Here is a 17,412-nt window from a genome sequence, read left to right as displayed (position 1 = left end):
CGGTTGGAAATTACCGTATCAGCTAATCTTAGCAGTAAAATCCCTGAATTCAAAGTCGGGGTCATTACATATGAAAACATCGAAGTCGGTCCCTCCCCGCAAATGGTGAAAGGAAGACTTCAACTATTTCAGGAAGCTCTTTTCTTCGACCTTGAAGAAAAGGAATTGACCGACTTTTCCGGCATTAAAGTGTGGCGGGAAATTTTCAAGGCTACAGGAACGAACCCGTCACGGTATCGTCCCTCCGTGGAAGCCCTATACCGCCGCGTGAAAAAACAGAATTACTTGACACCCATCCATTCCGCCATCGATTTGAATAACTTCTTCTCACTGTTATATGAAGTTCCGATCGGCATTTATGATGCTGAAAAATTAACAGGAGACATCTCGATTAAGATTGGCGAGGGGTCAGATGGGTATGACGGTTTGAACGGCCGCTTGAATTCCATGGAAAATATGATTACCTCAGCCGATCATGCTGGCGCATTCGGAAGTCCTTACGTTGATTCAGAACGCACGAAAGTCACCGAAGAAACGAAAAAGGCTATCCAAATCATTTATTTACAACCCAATACTCCAATCACGGAAGCAGATCAGCTGACGAAATCCCTGATGGACATGTTCCTTGAAATCCATGGTGGTGAAGGGACTTACTCGATTGTAGAAGGATAATTAAAAATTGAACGAAATTAAACCCTTTCCACAATCGGAAGGGGTTTTTTCATTATTGTTCCACTTAATAAAACCAGTCCTCTAGTATCCTTTTATTCAACCGATCGATCCCTACCAAAAAGGCAATAAAGATCACTGGAATTTAAGAGCATAAAGGATCACAAAGTCTTAAACTTGGTTCGGGATGAGTCTAGCCTACGGACTTTCCTTAAATTACATTCCAGTCGATTCCAGAAATCCGCTCCCTTTCCACCGACTGTCTGCCAAGCCTCCTCGACGTAAACGTCTCCGGGGTCTCGGCTAGCCAGTTACTCAGCAGGAGTGTCGCAAATTTCTTCCATCCTTTAAGGGTTACTGTAAAAAAAACTCTAGGATCACCTCGTCTTAAACTTGGTTCGGGTGTGTCCAGCCTACTGTTTTTTCTTAAAATCTCATTCCAGTTGATTCCAGAGACCCCCTCCCTTTCCGCCGACTGTCTGCCAAGCCTCCTTGACGTAAACGTCTCCGGGGACTCGGCTAGCCAGTTATTCGGCTGGAGTGTCGCAAATTTCTTCCATCCTTTAAGGGTTACTGTAAAAAAAACTCTAGGATCACCTCGTCTTAAACTTGGTTCGGGATGAGTCTAGCCTACGGTTTTTATTTAAAAGAACGTTCCAGTTGATTGGAACGTAAGGTACGAGACTCCTGCGGGAAAAGCGTGGCCAAGGGAGACACCGGAGGCGAGAGCCAAGGGCGGACCGCTCGCGGAAAGCGAGTGCCTGTAGTGGAAATCAACGATCAGATTTGCTAACCCTCAAAAACACTTTCCGTTTTACCCAGAAATTATTCCCTTCCCTCCGACTGTCTGCGAAGCCTCATCAAAGTAAACGTCTCCGGGGTCCCGGCTAGCCGATTTACAATGGTTACTTTCTGCCTTTCGATTGATAATCATTGATGCTACATAAGCCTGGCACGCCTTTCTCTTCCCCATTAACAAAAAAGCACAAACTTATTCAAACTGATTCTACTAACGCAGTTAATCATATTGACTAAGTTTGTGCTGCATCGAAATTCCCGGATGAAGGATAATCAAAATTTTTCGGGTATGACATACTGTATTACCGCTTCGATGAAATGCAGGCAATTTGGACAATAAAAAAATCCCACTGTAAACAGTAGAATTCTTGTAATAATATTTAAACGCAAAGCTTCGTTCTCCAGGTAACGAAACCCTACGTTATGAGTATGTATTGGAGCGGGTGAAGGGAATCGAACCCTCATCATCAGCTTGGAAGGCTGAGGTTTTACCACTAAACTACACCCGCATATTCTTGTAGAAGTTTGTCGAATTACCAATCAACAAAATTAATTATATAGTCTAATGTGAAAAAATGCAATAGTTCTTTTAAAAAAAATTAATAATTAGCGTATTGTAAAATTAATATATTCATTCACTCTAGTAAAAATGTTAAAAAGTCCCCTGATTGAAGAGAACTTTTTCATCCTATATGGTGATTTAAGACCAAATGACTTCCATTAACCGCGGATAAACCTGCTGTGCCGTTTCAAGCAGCATGATTAACTTCCTGAACGCCAGATCAGGTACGATATCCCCCTCAATGGAGTATGAATAACGAATGGAAATGGTCCCATTTTCTTCATACAGTTTGGAATACCTGAAATTAGCATTATATTCATTCAATAGTGTATGTACATCCTGTTTCTTTTCAGGATTCTTCAACTCGGCGACATTAAAGCAAAATAAGTCCGCCACATTTTCATCTTGATTGAAAGCAAATACTAAAAGGACCTTCCAGCCATCCTTTAACTTTTGCTCTGCCCTAAAAAAGGTGGTGCCATCTTCATTCAACTCATTCATATAGATTTTCTCACTACTTAAAAAATCACGAAATTTAGCAACGTTTGACATGGTTCATCACCTTTCTCTTTGTAATTACATTTTATAATGAAAACTGGCATTTTTACAGACTTTTCTATAAACCTACCAATTTCATCCTATTAATAAGGCCGAATAATACTCATTTAAAGAAAGGGAGTCAAATTTGAACTCCCATAATAGGATCAATTAGATTGATTAGCCAGTTGCTGCTCCGCAAAACTGAAGCGCTCCTTGCAGGTCCAAAATTTCCTAGCGGATTTTTGAGTATCCTTCAAAGGGTATATATGTCCAAGCACAAAGCAATATCCTTCATATGGATCAAAAGATACCACTAAGGGTAAGAAGGATCAAATTTTAACTTGAAAGGAAAACGGCCTTTTCCCGATTGAATACGAAAAAAGGCCGCTTTTGTTATAAGCTGCTTAAAAATCACAACGAAGGACCTTCCTCAGCTTTATTTCCATAAAACTTATAGTTGAGCGAATTCGGGTTCCGCAACTTTTACAAGCTGTTTTCCGAGGTTCGTTCCTTTAAACAAACCTAAAAATGCATCCGGTGTGTTTTCGAACCCTTCAATAATCGTTTCTTCATACTTCAGCTTTCCTTCTTGAAGCCACTTACCTAATTCCGTAGCACCCTCCTGGAATCTAGCGGCATAATTTCCAACTGTGAAACCTTTCATTAGTGCACTGGTTTTGATCATTGCCGATTGCAGACGCGGTCCTAGATCTTTTCCTTCCGCGTTATATGAGGAAATCGCCCCGCATAATGGAATTCGGGCATTCGCATTCAAAAGTGTAAAAACAGCATCGGACACCTCGCCGCCCACATTATCGAAATAAACATCGACTCCATCAGGAACAGCATTGGCTAAATCTGTTGCAAAACTATCACTTTTATAATTTACGGCTCCATCAAATCCTAGCTCTTTCGTTAAATACTCAAGTTTTTCATCTGAACCAGCGATGCCAACAACCTTCGCACCTTTAATCTTAGCAATTTGTCCGACTACTGAACCGACTGCTCCAGCCGCTCCTGAAACGACTACCGTTTCACCTTCTTGAGGTTTACCAATATCAAGCAAACCAAAGTAAGCAGTTAAACCGGTCATTCCAAGAATCCCTAAATGAGTTGTGACCGGAGCCACCTTGGGATCAATCACACGGATTTCCTTTTCAGTGACAACTGTGTATTCTGCCCAGTCGATATTCCCAACAACGACATCCCCTTGTTTGAAGGAATTCGATTTGGACTCAACAACTTCGGCAACAACGCCGCCCGTGATGACCTTATTCAATTCAAATGGAGCAATATATGATTTGGTATCTTGCATTCTGCCACGCATGTATGGATCGACAGATAAATATAGTGTACGTACTAAAATCTCATTATCCTTCGGTGTGGGAACTTCACTTTCAACAAAGTTAAAATCCCCTTTCGAAGGCATACCTTTCGGACGGTTTGCCAGGGTGATTATTTGTTGTTTGGTTTGTGTCATCATTGTTCCTCCTTGGTTTGAATACGTAATTTCGAAAAGAAGCGTATCACTGATGAAGTTCATAGGTCAAAGAATATGATTGGCTATCGCTTCCATAACACTATTTATGTAGCCTTTCCTGAAAACCTCAAACTTGCTACAGCCTATTATGTCCAATGTTTTTCATTTCGATAAACGGTTCGCCCTCCAGAAAAATTAAACGGCCTTTCCCCGATTGAATACCGGGAAAAGGCCGCAGCTTGAAATAATCTATTTTTATTGTCTGCTTGGCAGGGTTACTGCCCCTTCTTCTTATTAACCAGTTTAATGAACTAATTCGTGGATAGTCTACATCAATTTTGAAATGAACATCGTTGCCATTCCAAAGTAAATAAGTAACGAGAGTATATCATTCAGTGTTGTAATTAGCGGACCAGAAGCAACTGCGGGATCGATGTTGAATTTATATAATATCAAAGGAATAATGGTCCCAGCTAAAGTCCCGATAATCAGGGTCATCACCAACGAACTTCCAACCACTAATCCCAGAACGGGATTTCCCTGCCAAACATAAGCTATGATGGAAATTAATATTCCGCAGGTGATGCCTATTATCAAGCCAACTTTCAGTTCCCGTATAATGAGCCTGGTCACGACTCCTTTATCCGTATCACTAGTGATTAGACCTCTTACAACAACGGCTAAAGATTGAGTACCTGTATTTCCAGTCATCCCTGCGATCATCGGCATAAAGAAGGCAAGTGCAACAACTTTGGACAAGGTTTCTTCAAAACCGCTTATAATGGTTCCAGACACTAATCCGATAAATAAAAGCAAAATAAGCCAGGGCAACCGACGATACGCGGCCACGTGCGCCTTCGTGTCAAAGTCTATAGCTTTACCGGATGCCGATAATTTTTCAATATCTTCATTCGCTTCCTTAATGACAACATCAATAATATCATCGACGGTTACAATTCCTAATAACTCATTATTTTTTTCTACTACTGGAATTGCTAAAAAATCATATCGCTCAATAACACGAGCTACCTCTTCTTGGTCTTCATATGCGGATACGGAGATAACCCGGCTGTACATAATATCTTGAATTTTTTCAGATTCATCATTTATTATTAAATCCCGATATGAGACAACACCTACTAATTTTTTATCATTATCTATTACATAAAGATAGTTGATCGTTTCCGAAAACTCCGCAAAGATTTTCAGTTTTTCAACTGATTCACGCACCGAATAATGTTGGGGGATCCATACAAAACGGTTTGTCATGATTCGCCCTGCCGTTTCAGGGGGGTAATTCATGATATTTTGAACGATTTTTGATTCTTCTTGTTTCATGCCAGAAAGAAGTTCTTCGATTTTTCCAGGGGATAGGTCCTCTAACAATGAAGCTAGATCATCATTATCCATTAAATCCATTACATGGCCGGATTTCTCTATTCCCAATTTACTAAGAATTTTTAATTGATGGACTTTCTCAACTTCTTGAATCAGCTCAGCGATTTGTTCTGAATCGAGTAACAACAAGAAGCGTGTATGGTGTTTTTCTGGGAGCCCTTCAAAAATTCGCGCAATGTCATATGGTTGGAGTTCTTCCAATATCGCTTGAAATTCTTTCTTTTTTCCTTCTTTTAATACCTTTATGATTTGTAAAGTCATTTGATCTTCCGTCAGGACTTTTATCATCTTGTCTCTCACTCCTTTTTAGGGGAGCCAAAAAATATTTCCCTTAAATATTAAGAATAAAAAAAAATATTATTATTCCCCTTCCAAAATCTTGTTTCCATTCACGAGTATGCCGTCGTGAATAGTTCTCCAAATCCCTCACCTCCAAGAAAAAATAAAAACACCTCCATTACAAATGAAGGTGTTAAATACGGTATATATGCGTACATTGTCTCGATGACAAATACAAACAGCCTTATATGACTGAATGACAAATACAAGCATAAATCCAGTTCCTCCATTCGTAGAGCTTTAGCACTGTGTGGCATAGGACAAAGCCAGCTACATTAAAAACCACCTTATGTCGATGGTTTCTGTTGACCCATTGGCGTCTTTCGACATTTTTGGGCAGTAGCGTATCTCCTACACAGGAGCCTCACCTAACGAGGATATTTAATTTACACATTCACTCTAAAAGAGTTTCTTTTAGATGTCAATATTTGATTCAAATCATTCTAATTTTGACCTGGTTTTCCGACCTCTAATGAAAACAACACCGACTTTTGCGCCCGGATTAAGATGGTGAGTGAATGTCCCTACCTCTTCAAAAAAGATAAAAGTGTGGAAAAACAAACAGAAACAAGGGCAAATATTGGAATTTTATATTAAAAATTCCTTATAATGAAGACGGATATCCAATGACTGAGTCTAATTATTTTAAGAAAGGAACTGGCTCAAATGAAAAGACTTTTGTCGATTATATGTATTATCGTAAGTGCTGCTTTATTAATGGCAGGTTGCAGAACCAAGGACGAGGTACAGGTGGAAGAGAAATCGAAGGAAGTGAGCTCATTGAAAGCTATTGAAGGCAGATGGGAAGGAGATATTAAGATCCCAAATCAACCGCTTCCAATCATTGTTCATTTTACGAAGAAAGATGGAACGATAAGTATTCCTGTACAAGGGTTGAACGAATTCCCCTTAACAAGTGTAAAGTTAAGTGAATCAGACTTGTTTTTTGATATGAAAATCCAAAATCAGCAAATTACGTTTGATGGGAAAGTAAATCAGGATAAGATTTCAGGAACATTTGTTCAAAAAGGGCAAGCCTTCCCCTTTGAATTGCTCAAGAAATCCGATCAGGCAGTTGAAGAAAAAGAATCAGGTGAAATCGTGCAGGCCGACTTAAAGAACGGAACCATTAAAGGCCTTTTAGAAACACCAAAACATGCAGGGCCTTTTCCTGTGATGATTATAATTGCGGGTTCCGGGCCGACCGATAAAGATGGTAACACCATTGCAACTCCCGGAAAAAATAATAGTTTGAAAATGTTAGCCGAAAGTCTTGCAGAAAAAGGGATTGCAAGCATCAGGTATGATAAGCGCGGAATTGGTGAAAATATGCAATTGGCAGGAAAAGAAGAGAACCTGAGATTTGAACAGTATATTGATGATGCAGCTGCCTGGGTCCAATTTACCAAAAAGGATGACCGTTTTTCCAAAGTCGGCATCATCGGCCATAGCGAAGGCTCTTTAATTGGAATGGCAGCCGCAAAGAAAACAGAAACAGACATATTCATTTCATTGGCGGGTGCAGGGGAACCTATTGACCAAGTTCTCATGAAACAGCTTGAAGAGCAGCTTACACCGTCGTTATTAACGGAATCCAAAGATATACTGGCAAAGCTAAAACAAGGAAAACAAGTCGAGACTGTCAGTGCTGATCTGCAAAGTGTATTCCGCCCCTCTGTTCAACCTTACATGATTTCTTGGATTCAATATAACCCGCTAGAATCAGTAAAGGAACTGAATATCCCTGTTCTAATCGTAAACGGCAATAGAGACATTCAAGTGCCGGCAACTAATGCAAAAGCGTTACATGAAGAAAAAAGCGATTCAGAATTACTTATAATCGAAAAGATGAATCATGTATTGAAAGAAGCCCCTGCAGATCGAGCAGGGAATTTAGCAACCTATACAAATCCTGAACTGCCATTATCCTCTGGATTGGTGAGTGGAATCATTGAATTTTTAAACAAAAATGACATCACCAGTAAAAATAAAAATACCAATTGAGAATTGTGTCTCCCCCGGGTTTGCAAAGATCACTCAAATGATTCTCGTGCCTTCAATACTAGGGTGAATAATCTTTTTAGGTTATATCATCTTAGCCCTGGTTATCCCATAAGTGTTTGTATTACTAAAATTAAATGAAGATCATTAAGAACTTGAATTGAATAGTTTATTGGATGAGTTAAAAGCATTTTAAATAAATTCTATAGGGTTCTATCTAAAAATTAAAACATAGTTGATTGGAACGGAAGGTGCGAGACTCCTGCCGGAAAAGCGAGTCCAGGGGAGACCCCGCAGGCGCAAGCCGAGGAGGCTCCCCGACCGCCCGCGGAAAGCGGTGCCTGAAGTGGAAATCAACGTCCAAATTTGTACAAGGCTAAATCATTTTTTGTCATTCCCAAAATAGCAAGCTAAATATATTCTACCGAGGCGTTTATTGAGCCAAGTAAAAAAGCCCTCCTTCATATACATGGCATCAGTTGGCCATGTGAACGATCCTGTTTCAATAAAATCGTACATCCAGAAAAACAATGGCAGGTAATCTAACAAAGAGGAAGATTTTGTATAAATTCATTAGTATAATTGATGAAATTACAATAAGAAAGGAAGGATCACTCATGCATGCTTTAAAAAAGAATGCCACATGTATCCTTGAAATCAGTTATCTGTATATACTGTTCTTTTTTTCAGAGCTACAAACTACTACTGTAAGCTTTTTAAAAATAAAGTAAGAATTATGTAATTAAAACCCCTTGAATGAACTATGTTAAAGGATCCTCAAGTTTTCGAACATTCCCTTACGATTATTTTATCTTCATAATTAGCACTTTCAACCATCATAACAGCCAATTTGTGCGCCTTGTCTGTGCAAGATCCCCCAGGGACGAAATGACAATTCCCCATACTGGTTCCAGATTGATAAACTGGATGCCCGACAAGCGTTTTAAGACTTTAACTCAGTCCTCTGTAACCCCATAGGGCTGAGCTTTTTTCAACAGGTAATGATTATTCTACCTCTCCCCCCTACTGAGCTACCTTACTAGCCGTAATGAAAAATATTACAAAGTTGTTCCTTTCAAGTGAGAAACATAAGTTCTCCAAAAAGGGACAAACTGTATTTGAAAAAAGAAAGGAGATGTGAGACATGACAAAAAAATTCAATAAAGGCAGCCGTAACCAAAATTCGCCGCAATTACACGGACAAACCCCTGTTAGTGGGGACAACAGCAAAGGAAATAAAAGAAATAAAGATCAGAGCTCTAAATCAGAGTAACTAAATGAAACAAACCGGTCATATTCAGACCGGTTGTTTTTTTGCAGATAATCTTCTTAGTTATTTGCAGAAAGAGATTAAAAAGGACAATTCTCAAAGGTCCCCTTCAAAAAAGGGCGATCATTGAATTATCCTGTGTCCACTGGACCAACTTTGATTCCAAAAAGCCCAATTCTTTAAAAGCGTTCCAAACTGTAAATGGAGTGCTGCAAAACTGCCCTCAGGAAAGTTTTAATTGGAAGGAATTCGTGTTACATATTTATACCGGAAGTGAATGTAAAAAATCATGTTGAGTTAACTATTTGATTCTTTTTGCATTAGATCTTCTGCTCTAGTGTTGATGTCTCCAAATCATCAGTATCTTGATGAGTATAAGTAAAGTTTTTTGTCATCAAACTGACCACCACTAAAACAACAATGTTAACAAATAGGGCGATAATACCCACATTCAGGTCTTTTATTGCTTGAGGAAGATAAGGAAATAGTTGACTGATTTTTATGTTCCCTAGTTCCATAATGGAGACTAGTACTCCTCCTGTTATTATCCCGGCAAATGCTCCATGTTTGGTTACAAAATTCTTTCTCATCAAACTGGCGAAAAAGGCAGGAGCAAGTTGTGTAATAAAATTATAGGCGATTAAAGCGAGACTAAAGAGGGTGTTTCCACCTTTAAAGGTCAAGTAAATCCCTACTAGAGAAATAAGCGGAACCAAATATTTCACCAGTTTTGCAATTTGATTTTCCGTTGCAGATGGAGTGAATACGCTGTATACATTTTTCGCAAGCAATGTTGATATAGACATCAACAGCATGGAACTTGGGACTAGAGCGGCTAACACGCCAGTACCACCGATTAAGCCTACAAACCATGGATCAAATTCTTGTTTAGAAAGCTGCAGCAAGATAAGGTCGGCGTCGCCGCCTTTTAATCCAGGCATTTGTAAGATCGCTGCAAACCCGACAAAAAAGGCGAACAATAAAATCAATTGGTACATTGGCATTAGGATTGCATTTTTTCGCAGTGCTTTCTCGCTAGAGGCAGCATAAATAGGAGAAAACCCGTGCGGCCACATATAAAATCCAATAGAGCTTAATACAACGGTCGATATATACCATGAAACGCTCATTCCCTGATTTGGAAGTATGGTATAGTTCGGCTTTGCCTGTTCAACGGCCTCATACATAGGTTGAAGACCGCCATAATAATGAAGTGGGAAATAAACTCCTAAAAATACAACAACGCCAAGAATCAGAATATCCTTCAAAATAGCTGTCCTGGCAGAACCGTGAATACCAGAAACCATTACAAAAATGGTAACACCAATTGCTCCAACCCAAATGGCAGCTGTAGAAGAAATGACCCCATAGGATGTTGCAGAAACGATATATCCTAAACCCTTCAATTGCAGGACTAAGTAGCAAGTACAAGCTATAACACCTATTACAGCAACAAGCACACCAAGATATGGACTTTGATATTTTTTCACAAAAAAATCAGATTGGGAAACTAATTTGTGTTTCTTTGCATACCTCCAAATTGCCGGAAATGTCCAATAGGAGATGACTGTAGCCAGACAGCCATATGTCACGATACTAAAGATGGAACCGCCTTCCCCATAAGCCGATCCGCTTGCACCCAAAAATGTAAAGGTAGTATACATTTCACCTGCGGATAAGAGGAAAATCAATAGGGCTCCCATTCCGCGACCTCCAACTGACCATTGTTCCAAGTTCATTTCTTTCCCTTTTTTAGCCTGGATACCAATCAAAACGGAAATGACGAAAAAAAACAGGATGAAAAAAACGGCAATGTTCATCTTGAATCTCCCTTCTGATTAGCAGGATCCAGTAGATAAATAATCCCCATTATACCTGTGGTCAGCACAGACCAAAGTACAATCCAAAAATGAAAAAATGGCATACCCAGAACATAGGGAGTTACTTTATTTGTAAACAAAGCGCCCACAATAAAGCCAAGAAACGGGATAATTCCGAGCCAATATATTTTTTTCAAACTCTTAACCCCCTAGTAAGTTAGATTTAACATTTTTAGAGTCCCATGAACAAATAACTTCACCCCAATTTGTAGAGCCTGTTCATCGACTGTAAATTGGGGATGATGGTGAGGATATATAATCCCTTTTTCTTCATTACGAGCTCCTATTCCAATATAAGATCCCGGAACTACTTTTTGAAAAGCAGAGAAGTCTTCACTTCCCATAATTGGCTTTGAAATTTCTCGACTTTTTTCACCAAATATTTCACAGACTGTTTCGTCCATCAATCGGGTAACTTCTTCATCATTAATGGTAGGAGCATAACCAAACTGATAATCGAATTCATAAGTAGCTCCATGCGCTTCAGTAATCCCTTTTACTATCCGTTCGATAAAATTCGGGATTTCTTCCCTCAGTTCCGGATTGAAGCTGCGAACTGATCCACCAATGCTCACCTTACTTGGAATAACATTAATCGCACTTCCCGCATGGAACTGAGTCACTGAAATCACCAGGGCTTCCTGGGCATCTCGATACCTCGAAACAATGTGCTGGAGATTTGATACAACCTGAGTTCCAATTGCTATGGGATCGACGGTAAGTTCAGGCTGTGAGGCGTGCCCCCCTTTACCCACCACAGTAATGTTAAAAGTATCGGCTCCAGCCATCACTGGACCGTAACCCAAACTAAATTTCCCTAAAGGAAGAGTCGACAAGAGATGGGATCCAATGATCATATCCACCCCATCCAGCACACCGGCTCTCACCATTTCTTGAGCTCCACCAGGCGGCAGTTCCTCAGCATGTTGAAATAAAAAGCGCACCTCCCCTTTAATTTGATCCTTTAACTGTGTAAGAATTTTTGCTGTGCCAAGCAGCATCGCCGTATGCCCATCATGTCCGCAAGCATGCATGACTCCTGAATTCTGTGACACAAAGTCAAAATCATTTTCTTCTTCAATTGGAAGCGCATCCATATCTGCCCGAAGTGCAATGACCTTCCCAGGCTGCTGACCGATCAAACGAGCCATTATACTCGTTTTTGTCGGACGTGAAATTTCCAATTCACCAAAAGTTTGCAGCTTTTCATAAACAAATTGTGCTGTTTTTTCCTCCTGAAAAGACAGCTCCGGATACTTATGTAAATATCTTCTCCAAGCAATCACTTCATCTTTAACAGCCTCGATCAAATCATGAATCATTATGGTTTGAGACATACGCTACAACCCCTTTTTGTTTGATTTTACACAGCAACCCTTAATTTAGGTTAGTTTAAGGAAAAAATTCCTTAAATAGAGTATAATCTCATACGGTCTTCATTACAATATTTTTTGAAAATTCCAAACTATTTTTTCACACTAAAAAAACACCCAAATTATGGGTGCCTGTAATTCATAATAATTGATAAATCTTACTCGGCCTTCCTCGGGTGGCATTAGCCTCTTCACCAACGCATTGTGCCAAATCAACTTCGCACATATCCGCAACAATTCGCCGTACATTGCGCTCTGTCATCTCTAGATGTGTCGCTAAGTCCTTTGTAGTAAAATCAATCCAGCCCATTCTTTGAACGAGAGCCGATATCTTCTTATACGTTTTAACACTGATATTTCCGTTTTTCAACTTTTCTATAAGGGGTTTATTATGGGTACGGGTATCATATTGCAGTTCTTTCTTTTTGCCTGGTGATTCGATAATTTTGCCATCATCTTGAATAATCACAATTTCTCGCTTCTTCATCTCTTTTGAATGTTGAATAGCACGAAAAGCATTGGTTTCCGCCGAATAGGCAGTCTCGCCGAAGCCAATTCCAACTGCAACGGTTGTATCTGCTTCAAAAGCCAATTTTTCAATCGTTTCTTCGAGCGTAATGATTTCTCGTTCAATTGCGCCGCGAGAACTAAAAATCATGTATCTTCCATTCCCTTTCTCTGAAAAGGAACCATTTATTTTTTCACCAAGTTGAATCAACATTTCTTTTAGCCGAAGCTCCAAGTATTGTAAATGATATGGAGTTTTCATTTCCTCTGCCACTTTATTAAAATATTCGACTTCAATGATTTCGACTCCGATTTGTGTATCCTTAAAGTAGGATGCCTTTACTTTTTCAGAAAGAATTCGAAGCGTTTGCCTCACTTCCATCTTACTCATCGACATACGGTAGGCTGGAATGCCCAATTCCCTTAAAGCTTCACACACGGACGGAAAACAAGAAAAAGCGCCTTCTGTCTTTCCCGAATTCCACAAATCCAAGTGAAAATGTACCAATTCATCCGTATCAACATCTGTCTCAAACACTTTCGTATAAATCTTTTGGGTTTTTATATTCAACTGTGACAAAGCTTCTTCGCTAATATTATTTGAGGACATAGTATCGATACTTAGATGCTCAATGATTTTCCCTTGTTCATAGATCATCTCTAAAAAGGATTTATAAAAACCAGATTCCGTAGCTGGGACATGGACCATTATTTTATCTGTACGTAGTGTTTTTCCCGCAATTTCATAGGGAAGTGGACCAGAAAAAAGCCATGCATGTACATGTGAATCATGTTCCTTTACAATATTCTCTACCTCTTCGGTCCTTACATAGGGCAAAGAGATGAATTCCAACTCATGTTTATATTCTTCTGCCGCGGCTAAAATTTGTTCTATAGAAGTTTTTAGACCGACAAGTCCGATTTTATACATCCAGTAATCGACTTCCTTTACCATCTGTAATAGATTCATTGTTATTTGTAGAATATCCTGGTTTAATCCAAGTCATGATATCGTAATCCTAATTCTTCTGCTGTCTATTATTTCAATTTGTATGAGCCCTTGTTTTTATTTTTTGTTACCTCTTGATCAAATCAGCAGCAAAAAGAAAAATGTGGTAGCCAATGCTATAATATAAAGTTGCATTCATACCCACGCCAAATTTTTTCTCTTATGTATCATTTTATCATGCAACATGAAGGAAAAATACGTTGTATACATTATTCATCTATAATCACTGTACGGATAAATATAGTTAATGATTCACTACTCTATGTACTTAAAGTAGGATATTAAAGTTATTTAATAGTTTAATTATGTTTTTTTAAATAGATGTTTTGAAGAAATATTGTTGCTTTATTGTTAAGACGCTTCTCTGGGGTGCCCAATCAAACTCATTAAATAGCATATATTTTAGGCTAGAGAGAATTATATAAACCCCTAATATTAATGCAAAACAAAGAAGGGGATAGGGCCTCCAGTCACATCATCTCTTTAAATTTATTATTTTGTTAACAACTTTTATTCGGAACATCTCTTCTTTTGTACGATTATAATGTCCGCCCATTACAATAAAAAAGCTGCCTCAATGACAGCTTCGCATTTCTAGAATCCTCTACGAATGACCCGATCCAGCCATACTTATCACTGGTCATAGGCAAATCCGCAGGAGCAACGATTTTTCCCAAATAACAGGTGATAAGATGCGGGGAATTCATGATTGACTCGTTGAACTTCATGTGCAAATTCCTTACTATCTTTAGGTACTGTTGAAAGTGCATCCGCTTTTTCTTGTGAATCAATATGAGCTCCTGGCGGTACAAACCTACCAGGTGGTATTCGAACGCCATTTGTTACTACTGCATTATAAGAAATAAATGCGCCTCTTCCTACAATTGCCGTATAAACAATGGAATTAAAACTAATAAATACCTTATCTGCAATATAACAAGGCCCATGGACAATCGCACCATGAGCAATGGTCACTTCATTTCCAATGAATATTGAATAGCCATTTGTCCCAACTAAAATCCTTTTATTGAATAATCCATGTAAAATTACTCCGTCCTGTATATTTGAATTGGATCCTATATAAAAAGGAGTTCCTTCATCCGCACGTATACTTACATTAGGCGCTACATAGACATTGTTACGAATGGTAACATCACCTATGACACTGGAAAACTGACTGACAAATGCTGTTTTATCAATTTTAGGAAAGCGTTGAACAGGATTTAATGAAGTAATGGGGTTGGGGCTTATAAATGGTTCAAAACAGTGAGATTGGTTATTAGAAGAGATGTTTGTTCCTTTTTTTTCAACCAAGCAATTACCTCCCTCACAATCTATCGGGCTTAATCATTTTATGCAGGAAGATGGGTGGAGATATCCATCCCTTTCCTACAGTACAGATGATAGAATTTTTTAGTTTTTGCCTTGGTATAGAAATAGATATTTCGCGTGTTAGTAACTAAGGATAATACCTATCGATCCTGTTATGCACCTGCCAGTTTGTAAATCAACCAAAAGAATCACGAAGTTTCTTCGCCACTGGGGATCTAAAACGTGAAATATACCACAATCAATACAGATATCAATGGAATTAAAAAGAATGACCCCTGTTTAAACAAAGATCATTCTCCTTAAATTAGCCTTATTTACTCTGTTCGTTACAGCGGGTGAGCTTTTAGCAGAAACCGCCATATCCTTGGACCGCGCCATTACCGCTACCATAACAAGTAGCTCCAACAATGATTAAGAGTATAAACAATACGACTATAAAAGCGAAACCTCCACCAAATCCACCAACACCGTTATCAGAATCACAATTTGACAATAGAAACATCTCCTTATTTGTTTTAAGGAGGAATTAATTAAATGGGTTCCTTTACTTTATGTTCTAATTGGGATATTGGCACAATAATCTCACCGGAAACCGAATTTCATTTACGTGTTTACCAAGAACGTCGAGGTGTTACTTTTTTAACATATAAATTTTACGAGGTCTTCCCCGAGGTGAAAGGCAAACACGGAGAGTTAATCGTATCGGCTAGCTCCGAACGTAGGTTAAAAGAATGACTATAATTGCCTTCCATGATCCACTTGTCATGACTCAATACCTTCTTCTGAGCAGAAATAAACTCCTCTAAAGGAGCCTCCACCCAGCCAGGTTTCCAGTAGAATGTATCCAAATGATATACCTCGATATTCAAATGATCTCCAAGTCTTCTTGCAAAAGTAGATTTTCCGACACCCGCGGACACTCCGATAACCATGATACGTTCCATCGATATACCATCCACTCCCCCTTCTATGTTCATAAGAAAAGGCGACCCTTCTTGAAGAAGAATCGCATCAGTTTTAGAAAATGAAGTATGGTTGCTACGGTGTCCTGTCAAAGAACAAGCCAGCCTTTTATCTTATCGCTATTAAATCAGTTGCCCTAAATGTTTCTTTGCCTCGTAATCAATAAGTCCTTCATCCTGCTTGATTCGTGCCAGATAATCCGGGTTGGCGATAAGCGGACGGCCAATCGCCGCAACGTCAATGATGCCTTTTTCCAGTGCTGCTTCTGCTGTTTCAGGATCAAGCCCCCCCACACCGACTATGATTCCATCCCAGTGGCTGCGTACCAATTCATGCATGGTCAATCCTCTTGCAATCGGTTTGGTAAATTCCATCGTGGATGGGTGAATCATTTTGACTCCTGTTTCATTGAACGCTTCAATAAATGTTTGGATCGCTTTTTCAGGGTCTTCCCACATATAAGACGGCTGGTCAATTTTCAAAGCCGAGAAACGAATAAGGGTACGTTCCGCTCCTACCGCATCAATAACTGCTTTTAGCACTTCCTTCATAAATGTCAGACGCTGTTTTAAATCACCACCGTACCGATCGGTCCTTTTATTGGAGGTGTCAGAATTGAACTGGTCTATTAAGTAGCCATGTGCACCATGAATTTCAACGCCGTCAAAACCAGCATCCATTGCATTCTTTGCAGCTTGTTTATATTGGTCCACAACTTCAGCAATATCCGTCTCTGTCATTTCTTCAGGAATGCCAAAAGGTTTGCCGAATCGTGAAACCTTACCTTCCGCAGCGATAGGTGACGGGGCCTGCGGAGGAAGTCCTCCTGCAATTTCATGGTGGCTTGCACGGCCCACATGCCAGATTTGCGCAATAATCGTTCCGCCTTCTGCGTGTACTGCTTCCGTTACTTTTTTCCACCCGTCGATTTGCTCTTGAGTATATATTCCGGGAACCCCAGGATTGCCCTTTGCTCTTGGTGAAATCACTACACCTTCAGTAATGATGAGTCCGATTCCATCTTGAGCCCGCTTTCGGTAATATTCTACGGTCAGGTCATTCACAACACCAGTTTCGTTATCGGCAAACGACCGAGTCATAGGAGCCATTGCCGTTCTTGTTTTTAAGTTCCATGCACCTATTGTTACAGGTTCAAACATTTTGGTTTTTATTGTTTTCATTTGAGTTCCTCCTGTTAACCGCTTTACCTGAGCTGAATTTTAGTAACTTTCATTGTGTAAGATTATCCGAAAAGTGGTTAATTTTCAAATAATTCACTCTGACTTTTTCG

General features: G+C 39.4%; 14 protein-coding genes, 1 tRNA gene and 1 riboswitch. Of the genes, 3 read left to right on the top strand and 12 right to left on the bottom strand.

The window, feature by feature from the left end; translation table 11 throughout:
• The first annotated feature begins 3 nt into the window (after positions 1 to 3).
• The gene (locus MHB45_RS02130) at positions 4 to 672 is read left to right on the top strand and encodes a B3/B4 domain-containing protein (RefSeq protein WP_072272455.1); all 669 of its coding nucleotides are present in this window, start codon (positions 4 to 6) and stop codon (positions 670 to 672) included.
• A 1,230-nt stretch (positions 673 to 1,902) separates the two neighbouring features.
• Here the strand turns inward: MHB45_RS02130 and MHB45_RS02125 are convergent.
• From MHB45_RS02125 to mgtE, 4 genes are all read right to left on the bottom strand, one after another.
• Positions 1,903 to 1,976 (bottom strand) — tRNA-Gly (locus tag MHB45_RS02125).
• Positions 1,977 to 2,167: 191 nt separating this feature from the next.
• Positions 2,168 to 2,581 carry a YbjN domain-containing protein gene (locus tag MHB45_RS02120; RefSeq protein ID WP_048684396.1) on the bottom strand — a complete coding sequence of 138 codons (414 nt, stop codon included), beginning with the start codon at positions 2,579 to 2,581 and terminating at the stop codon, positions 2,168 to 2,170.
• A 439-nt stretch (positions 2,582 to 3,020) separates the two neighbouring features.
• A complete protein-coding gene (locus tag MHB45_RS02115) occupies positions 3,021 to 4,049 on the bottom strand; it encodes an NADP-dependent oxidoreductase (protein ID WP_048684398.1) in 1,029 nt (342 codons plus the stop codon).
• A 327-nt stretch (positions 4,050 to 4,376) separates the two neighbouring features.
• Entirely contained in the window at positions 4,377 to 5,735 is a 1,359-nt protein-coding gene (mgtE, locus tag MHB45_RS02110; protein WP_176702821.1) for a magnesium transporter, read from the bottom strand.
• Positions 5,736 to 6,003: 268 nt separating this feature from the next.
• Positions 6,004 to 6,169: riboswitch (M-box (ykoK) riboswitch) on the bottom strand.
• Positions 6,170 to 6,452: 283 nt separating this feature from the next.
• On the opposite strand from mgtE, the gene MHB45_RS02105 reads away from it, so the two are divergent.
• Complete coding sequence (locus MHB45_RS02105; RefSeq protein WP_340907264.1) at positions 6,453 to 7,790, top strand: alpha/beta hydrolase family protein; 1,338 nt, start codon at positions 6,453 to 6,455, stop codon at positions 7,788 to 7,790.
• 1,141 nt (positions 7,791 to 8,931) lie between these two features.
• A complete protein-coding gene (locus tag MHB45_RS02100; RefSeq protein ID WP_258832991.1) occupies positions 8,932 to 9,060 on the top strand; it encodes a hypothetical protein in 129 nt (42 codons plus the stop codon).
• Between the two features lie 317 nt (positions 9,061 to 9,377).
• Here MHB45_RS02100 and MHB45_RS02095 read toward each other — a convergent pair whose 3' ends face one another.
• The 8 genes from MHB45_RS02095 to MHB45_RS02060 form a co-directional block, all read right to left on the bottom strand.
• Positions 9,378 to 10,877 carry a sodium:solute symporter family protein gene (locus MHB45_RS02095; RefSeq protein ID WP_048683428.1) on the bottom strand — a complete coding sequence of 500 codons (1,500 nt, stop codon included), beginning with the start codon at positions 10,875 to 10,877 and terminating at the stop codon, positions 9,378 to 9,380.
• The gene (locus MHB45_RS02090) at positions 10,874 to 11,074 is read right to left on the bottom strand and encodes a DUF3311 domain-containing protein (RefSeq protein ID WP_053344651.1); all 201 of its coding nucleotides are present in this window, start codon (positions 11,072 to 11,074) and stop codon (positions 10,874 to 10,876) included. The genes MHB45_RS02095 and MHB45_RS02090 overlap by 4 nt, the downstream gene beginning before the upstream one ends.
• Positions 11,075 to 11,086: 12 nt before the next feature.
• A complete protein-coding gene (locus MHB45_RS02085; RefSeq protein ID WP_063596679.1) occupies positions 11,087 to 12,274 on the bottom strand; it encodes a M20 family metallopeptidase in 1,188 nt (395 codons plus the stop codon).
• 175 nt (positions 12,275 to 12,449) lie between these two features.
• Complete coding sequence (locus MHB45_RS02080; RefSeq protein ID WP_338566916.1) at positions 12,450 to 13,748, bottom strand: hypothetical protein; 1,299 nt, start codon at positions 13,746 to 13,748, stop codon at positions 12,450 to 12,452.
• Between the two features lie 711 nt (positions 13,749 to 14,459).
• Positions 14,460 to 15,140, bottom strand: coding sequence for a carbonate dehydratase (locus tag MHB45_RS02075; protein ID WP_260088739.1), 681 nt, complete (start codon positions 15,138 to 15,140; stop codon positions 14,460 to 14,462).
• Positions 15,141 to 15,501: 361 nt separating this feature from the next.
• Positions 15,502 to 15,660: a YjcZ family sporulation protein gene (locus tag MHB45_RS02070; RefSeq protein ID WP_072272451.1), complete on the bottom strand. Its 159-nt coding sequence runs from the start codon at positions 15,658 to 15,660 to the stop codon at positions 15,502 to 15,504.
• A gap of 151 nt (positions 15,661 to 15,811) precedes the next feature.
• Entirely contained in the window at positions 15,812 to 16,135 is a 324-nt protein-coding gene (locus tag MHB45_RS02065) for a hypothetical protein (protein WP_142398465.1), read from the bottom strand.
• Positions 16,136 to 16,243: 108 nt separating this feature from the next.
• Complete coding sequence (locus tag MHB45_RS02060; RefSeq protein ID WP_373689715.1) at positions 16,244 to 17,302, bottom strand: alkene reductase; 1,059 nt, start codon at positions 17,300 to 17,302, stop codon at positions 16,244 to 16,246.
• Positions 17,303 to 17,412 lie beyond the last annotated feature (110 nt).

The sequence above is a fragment of the Peribacillus sp. FSL K6-5616 genome (genome assembly GCF_038008245.1).
GTDB classification, from domain to species: Bacteria; Bacillota; Bacilli; order Bacillales; family DSM-1321; genus Peribacillus; species Peribacillus frigoritolerans.
The sequence above is the reverse complement of the archived record's forward strand: the minus strand, read 5'-3'. Positions and strand labels throughout refer to the sequence as shown.

Bases quoted from the DNA above. Each gene is read 5' to 3' on its own strand.
- MHB45_RS02120 (WP_048684396.1), bottom strand. From the start codon at position 2,581: ATGTCAAACGTTGCTAAATTTCGTGATTTTTTAAGTAGTGAGAAAATC.
- MHB45_RS02115 (WP_048684398.1), bottom strand. From the start codon at position 4,049: ATGACACAAACCAAACAACAAATAATCACCCTGGCAAACCGTCCGAAA.
- mgtE (WP_176702821.1), bottom strand. From the start codon at position 5,735: ATGATAAAAGTCCTGACGGAAGATCAAATGACTTTACAAATCATAAAG.
- MHB45_RS02105 (WP_340907264.1), top strand. From the start codon at position 6,453: ATGAAAAGACTTTTGTCGATTATATGTATTATCGTAAGTGCTGCTTTA.
- MHB45_RS02100 (WP_258832991.1), top strand. From the start codon at position 8,932: ATGACAAAAAAATTCAATAAAGGCAGCCGTAACCAAAATTCGCCGCAA.
- MHB45_RS02095 (WP_048683428.1), bottom strand. From the start codon at position 10,877: ATGAACATTGCCGTTTTTTTCATCCTGTTTTTTTTCGTCATTTCCGTT.
- MHB45_RS02085 (WP_063596679.1), bottom strand. From the start codon at position 12,274: ATGTCTCAAACCATAATGATTCATGATTTGATCGAGGCTGTTAAAGAT.
- MHB45_RS02080 (WP_338566916.1), bottom strand. From the start codon at position 13,748: ATGTATAAAATCGGACTTGTCGGTCTAAAAACTTCTATAGAACAAATT.
- MHB45_RS02070 (WP_072272451.1), bottom strand. From the start codon at position 15,660: ATGTTTCTATTGTCAAATTGTGATTCTGATAACGGTGTTGGTGGATTT.
- MHB45_RS02065 (WP_142398465.1), bottom strand. From the start codon at position 16,135: ATGAACATAGAAGGGGGAGTGGATGGTATATCGATGGAACGTATCATG.
- MHB45_RS02060 (WP_373689715.1), bottom strand. From the start codon at position 17,302: ATGAAAACAATAAAAACCAAAATGTTTGAACCTGTAACAATAGGTGCA.